This is a genomic window from Paraburkholderia sp. 31.1, assembly GCF_014397645.1.
Lineage (GTDB): Bacteria > Pseudomonadota > Gammaproteobacteria > Burkholderiales > Burkholderiaceae > Paraburkholderia > Paraburkholderia tuberum.
In genome coordinates, this window is the sequence record NZ_VZQN01000110.1 from 1 (window position 1) to 4,983 (window position 4,983).

The 4,983-nt window shown below is 60.3% G+C and carries 4 protein-coding genes and 1 pseudogene; 2 read left to right on the forward strand and 3 right to left on the reverse strand.

All coding sequences use genetic code 11. The features are described from left to right. Positions 1 to 443: 443 nt before the first annotated feature. Complete coding sequence (locus tag F6X37_RS35210; RefSeq protein ID WP_187614602.1) at positions 444 to 1,181, forward strand: dienelactone hydrolase family protein; 738 nt, start codon at positions 444 to 446, stop codon at positions 1,179 to 1,181. Positions 1,182 to 1,330: 149 nt separating this feature from the next. On the opposite strand, the pseudogene F6X37_RS37430 reads toward F6X37_RS35210, so the two are convergent. After that, positions 1,331 to 1,445: pseudogene (locus F6X37_RS37430) on the reverse strand (integrase); the annotation flags it as partial. A gap of 275 nt (positions 1,446 to 1,720) precedes the next feature. Here F6X37_RS37430 and F6X37_RS35220 point away from each other — a divergent pair. Beyond that, entirely contained in the window at positions 1,721 to 2,428 is a 708-nt protein-coding gene (locus F6X37_RS35220) for an IS6 family transposase (RefSeq protein WP_410451551.1), read from the forward strand. A 480-nt stretch (positions 2,429 to 2,908) separates the two neighbouring features. Here the strand turns inward: F6X37_RS35220 and F6X37_RS35225 are convergent, their stop codons facing one another. Together F6X37_RS35225 and F6X37_RS37435 are read right to left on the reverse strand one after the other, a co-directional pair. After that, positions 2,909 to 4,048, reverse strand: coding sequence for a patatin-like phospholipase family protein (locus F6X37_RS35225; RefSeq protein WP_187614604.1), 1,140 nt, complete (start codon positions 4,046 to 4,048; stop codon positions 2,909 to 2,911). Positions 4,049 to 4,107: 59 nt separating this feature from the next. Further along, positions 4,108 to 4,689, reverse strand: coding sequence for a reverse transcriptase domain-containing protein (locus F6X37_RS37435; RefSeq protein ID WP_262420156.1), 582 nt, complete (start codon positions 4,687 to 4,689; stop codon positions 4,108 to 4,110). Positions 4,690 to 4,983 lie beyond the last annotated feature (294 nt).

Below are 4,983 nucleotides of genomic sequence, written 5' to 3' on the forward strand. Positions count from 1 at the left end.
TGTATTCGCAGGCCAAACTCAACGCTGTGGCAAGACGACTGAACGAGCGTCCAAGAAAGACACTGGACTACGAGACGCCCGCCGAACGATTCCAGCAAACTATTGCATCCACCGGTTGAATCCGCCGAGTGGAACGGACGTCTGAACGGCCGACCGGCGCTACGCCGAATGACACTTTGTGGCCGAAGCTTGCCGGTCATCCCGTCGCACGTGAGATTCGCGGCGTTGCGTCGCTGGTCGGACCGTGAACGACCCATTTGAGACGCTCAAGAAAGGTCTCCGAACGTCCAAACCAGGTACAACGGCCATTCCCTGACCATTAGACGTTTGGCGAAACGAGGGATCGGTTTAATGACTCAGGAGGTTAAATACACACTGCTGACCGGAAACGGATGTTGACGATAGACTACTCTCGGCACACCCATCGGCAATAGGAGAATTTCATGCCCCACGAACGAGTGACTATTCGAACTCGCGACGGAGAATGCCCCGCGAATATTATGACGCCTGCTGGCGAGGGGCCGTGGCCACCGGTGATTTTCTTTATGGACGCTGGCGGGATCAGGCCTGCGGTGCTTGAGATGGCACAGCGCGTTGCAAACGCCGGCTACGTCGTGTTACTCCCCGACCTGTTCTACCGCTACGGCCCCTACGAAACCCTCGTGCCAGAGGAAGTGTTTAAGGGCGACGTGCGCGCAATTCTAGGCCCATTGATGGCTACGACAGGGAATGATAAGGCTGCGAATGACACCGAAGCCTTCCTGGCCTATCTCGATGCCCGCAGCGATGTTACGGGCGCCAAGGTCGGCGCAATAGGTTTTTGCATGGGTGGCGGTATGGCGATTACCGCGGCGGCCACCTATCCTGATCGTTTTGTGACGGTCGCTAGCTTCCATGGTGGCAATCTGGCGACCGACGCGCCAACCAGTCCACACTTGCTCGTGTCCAACCTAAAAGCAGCGGTCTACCTCGCTAGCGCAGAGAACGATGACAGCTATCCGCCGGCGATGGCCAAGCGCCTGGAGAAGGCGTTCGTCGAAGCCGGTGTAAATTACCGCGCGGAAATTTACACCGCCGCTCACGGTTGGATGGTGCCGGACTTCCCGGTATACGACCATGCCGCCGCCGAGCGCGGGTGGGAAGCGTTGTTTGCGCTGCTGAATCAAAACTTGGGCGGTTGAAAATCAGTCCGACGCCAGAATGGCGTCTTTGAATGGCCGGTTTCAAGTGCGGAAGCCGCCGCTCGAGCGTCCTTGCAAACGGCCAAGCGAACGTCCCTTGGTGGCCGGGACAGCGCCCGATGCAGACCACCGTCCGGAGGTACCTCGGTTCAAACTTCGGTCTGCTCTGCCATCTCAAGGGCATCGTCGACCTCGATGCCACGGTACCGCACGGTGCTTGCACGTTTGGTATGGCCGAGGAGTCATCTGAACGGCGCGGAGGTGGTGCTCGGTCAGCCCGGTGGCAGATCAACTCACCTACTATCACGACGTTGAGGTGAACTTGAGCTTGCTGCCCTTACTGAGGAGATCGGCCGCCTGTGCCGCCATCGATTGCACGATTGATTCCGCACCCGGGCGGTCTTTTAACAGACCCACAGCCTCTCCGCAGATGACTGCAACCGTATCCAGGTCGTTCCGAGGTCTCTGGTGCAAATAGCGCGGGGGGCGAATCGGTTAAGCTGTCGGGCTGAACGAATTGAGAACCGACGATGAGCAAGCTGAAGAGCCTGGACGAACTGTTCGCAGGCCGTCACTTTGACCGCGATGTGATCATTCTGTGTGTTCGGTTGTACCTGCGCTACAAGCTTAGCCTGCGCGATCTGGTCGAAATGATGGCGGAACGGGGTCTGTCGCTGGCGCACACGACGATCCTGCGCTGGGTGCGGCGCTTTTCGCCGGAGTTCGTCAAACGGTGGAACCGCTTTGGCAGGCCCACCGGCCAGTCGTGGCGTGTCGACGAGACTTACCTCAAGCTGCGCGGCAAGTGGGTCTATCTTTATCGAGCAGTGGATCGGGTGGGCCAGACGGTAGACTTCATGCTCAGCGCCAGACGCGACGTGAAGGCGGCAAAAACCTTTTTCAGGAAGGCAATCAAACTTCAAGGCCAGCCACCGAAGACCATCACGCTTGATGGTTATGCAGCCTCGCACCGCGCCGTGCGCGAGATGAAGGCCGATGGCTTGCTGCCTGAGGACACGAAGATCCGATCCTCGAAATATCTCAATAATTTGGTCGAGCAGGACCACCGCAACATCAAGTCCCGGACGAAAGTCATGCTCGGCTTCAAACGTTTCAGGAACGCAGCGATTACTCTCTCAGGTATTGAGTTGGTCCATCGTATTCGCAAGGGCCAATTCAGCCTCGCGAAGCTCGGCCTCAAAGATACCGCTGCGCCCGCAGTTTGGGAGGCCGTCCTGTCTGCTTGATGAGGTATCCTTTCTATAACAAAAATCTCGTCCGGACCGCCTATTTGCACCAGAGCCGCGGCGCTTAGGTGGCGCCCAGATTCGCGCTTCGTGCGCGGGCGGGAGAAGAACGAGCGGCGCAGCCTCGCTGCGGCGCCCGACGCCCGACGCCCCGCCATGTTGCCGGCTGCACAGCGAAGTCGCGCAAATCGGCGAGACCGCATCGCTGCGCACGTCCTCTCTACTGGTGCACGGTGCACGGCCTTGGCCGCCCATTCGACCTGGCGCAGTGCTTCAGCTGCGGCGGGCGGCCGAAGTAAAGTTCATCGCTGCGCGACGCGCTATACGTCGCCAGCCCTGATCCTGCGGACGGGCAATCAGCGCGGCCTTGCCTGCACCCGGAGCGTCGAAGAAAGTTGGCATTACGCCATCACCGGCCACCGGGAATTTCGTCAATCGCATCATTCGGTCAACGGCGACGGGTCCTTATTCGGGCAGGCGTCAAACGCGTCTCTCACCGGTTACGTCTTCATCCGCGCTGTAGACGGTCAATCCTTCTACTGGGTCCATCGGTGCTTCCCACGGGCACGCGGCAATGGCCCGCATTGCTGCTTCATAGCCCGCGCGCTGTCGGGAAGCAATGCCGGCTGGGGTGAAATCGATATCCTTCAACTGGTCGTCCCCGTCCAGGCGGGGCGCAGCAAGTTTGATCATACGCATGGTGGTCTGGCACCCCCAGGCGGCAAGCTCCTGGACTTCGGACGAGGCGCGCTCGGCTTCCGGCAAGCGCTTAACCAGTTCGCGGATCACATGGCGGAGACGGTGTATCTGCTGCTGACGCGCGATGTGACTGTCGGTGCGACTGGCGTACTGGATGTCCTTTTGCCGTTCCGAGATCTGCCATATGCTTTCCGGCTCAGGGCCGATCGGGTTCCACACCTGTACCGAGAAGATGACCGAACTCTTGCGGGGCTTGTCATCCAGCACCACCTCGACCGGGGTGTTGGAATAAACGCCGCCGTCCCAATACGGCTCTCCGTCAATCCGCACGGCCGGGAACGCGGGTGGCAGCGCGCCCGAGCTCATGATGTGCGAGGCATTCAGCCGTTGGTCGCGCGAGTCGAAGTAGCGCATCGCGCCCGTGCAGGCGTGAACTGCGCCCACGGTCAGTCGCGGATGCCCGGCGTTCAGCAGATCGAAGTCGACCAGCGAACAAAGCGTATCGCGCAACGGCGCAATCAGGTAATACGACGCTCGATCCACGCCGAGCCGGGCGAGCGGTCCGAGCCAGGATGCCGGATTGGGCTGGAAGAATCCCTCGATGCCGCCGCCGATGATCATCCATTTTGCAAAGATTTTGTCCCAGCCAGGCCAGGCAGCAGGCACGTCCAGGCGGGTGCGATCGGTCACCTGGTTCCAGAATTCCTCCAGCCGTCGATATCGGCGCTCCGGTGGATTCCCGGCGATCAAGGCTGCGTTGATCGCGCCAATGGAGGTGCCGATCACCCAATCCGGCTGTATGCCCGCTTCGTCCATCGCCTGATAGACACCAAGCTGATACGCGCCCAACGCCCCGCCACCCTGAAAGACGAGTACGACTTGCCCGGGCAACTCTGTGCGCGCTGGGGGGTTCACTCTCATCGATTGCCTCGCTGATCTTTTCGGTAGCGCGACCTGAGTAAGGCGCCCCACGCGCAGTTTCACAGTTGGGGGTAGCGGTGCGCGGGGCAAGCGCGAATCGATTGCCAGGATGCGATCCTGTTTCCTTGGCGTTGCGTGACGGCGTGCGACGATGGGACCCGAATGCCATTAGCAAGTGTAGGCGATCGACGCACGCTGACCTCCATTTCATCTGGCGACCAAGCGCGCTCAACCTCCGGTAGCGCATGGACTTTCTCAACCATGCGCCGAATACTCTTCTTCGACGGACGCATGCCCATACGGGCCTGGCCAGTCGTTGCTGAGTACATCCGCCCAAACGTGTAACCCAGGAAGTCGAATTCCCCTTCCGGAACCTTGCAGATTTGCGTCTTCTCCTCGTTGACCGTCAGCTTCAGCTTGCCCATGATCGCGCGCAGTTGCAGTAAGGCCTCTTCGGCCTTGCCTCGCTTGCACAGGATCACAAGATCGTCCGCGTAGGTCACGATTCGACTGCCAAGACTGCGCTGAAGTCCGAGCTTCTTCCATGCCAACACAAATCGGCGCATGTACACATTTGCCAGCAGTGGTGAGATGGGTGAACCGGCTACGCGCGTCCGCGATGAACTTGTCGCATGCAGCATTCGCCACCTGAGCCTCGGACACGATCCCGCTCAGTGCCGACACCTCGGCGGCCAGACTCTCGCACAGCGCGACTTCGCCGACGACGCCGCGCGCCGCGTGCTCAGCGAGGACGCCACGTGCGCCCTCCGCCTCGGCAAGCGCTGCACGCATTGCGGATATCTTGAGCGCTAGGGAAACACTGATCAATAAGCTCGTCGCCGGCGTTGCCGACGAGTCAGCTTGCAATTATCAGAATGTCGAAGGAATTCGGTCGCAAGCGAGGCGGGGTTTGCCCGGATTCGGGGCCCCCTCCT

What these genes read in the sequence shown, in the direction of transcription:
- F6X37_RS35210 (WP_187614602.1), top strand. Translation starts at nt 444, where the DNA reads ATGCCCCACGAACGAGTGACTATTCGAACTCGCGACGGAGAATGCCCC.
- F6X37_RS35225 (WP_187614604.1), bottom strand. Translation starts at nt 4,048, where the DNA reads ATGAGAGTGAACCCCCCAGCGCGCACAGAGTTGCCCGGGCAAGTCGTA.
- F6X37_RS37435 (WP_262420156.1), bottom strand. Translation starts at nt 4,689, where the DNA reads ATGCTGCATGCGACAAGTTCATCGCGGACGCGCGTAGCCGGTTCACCC.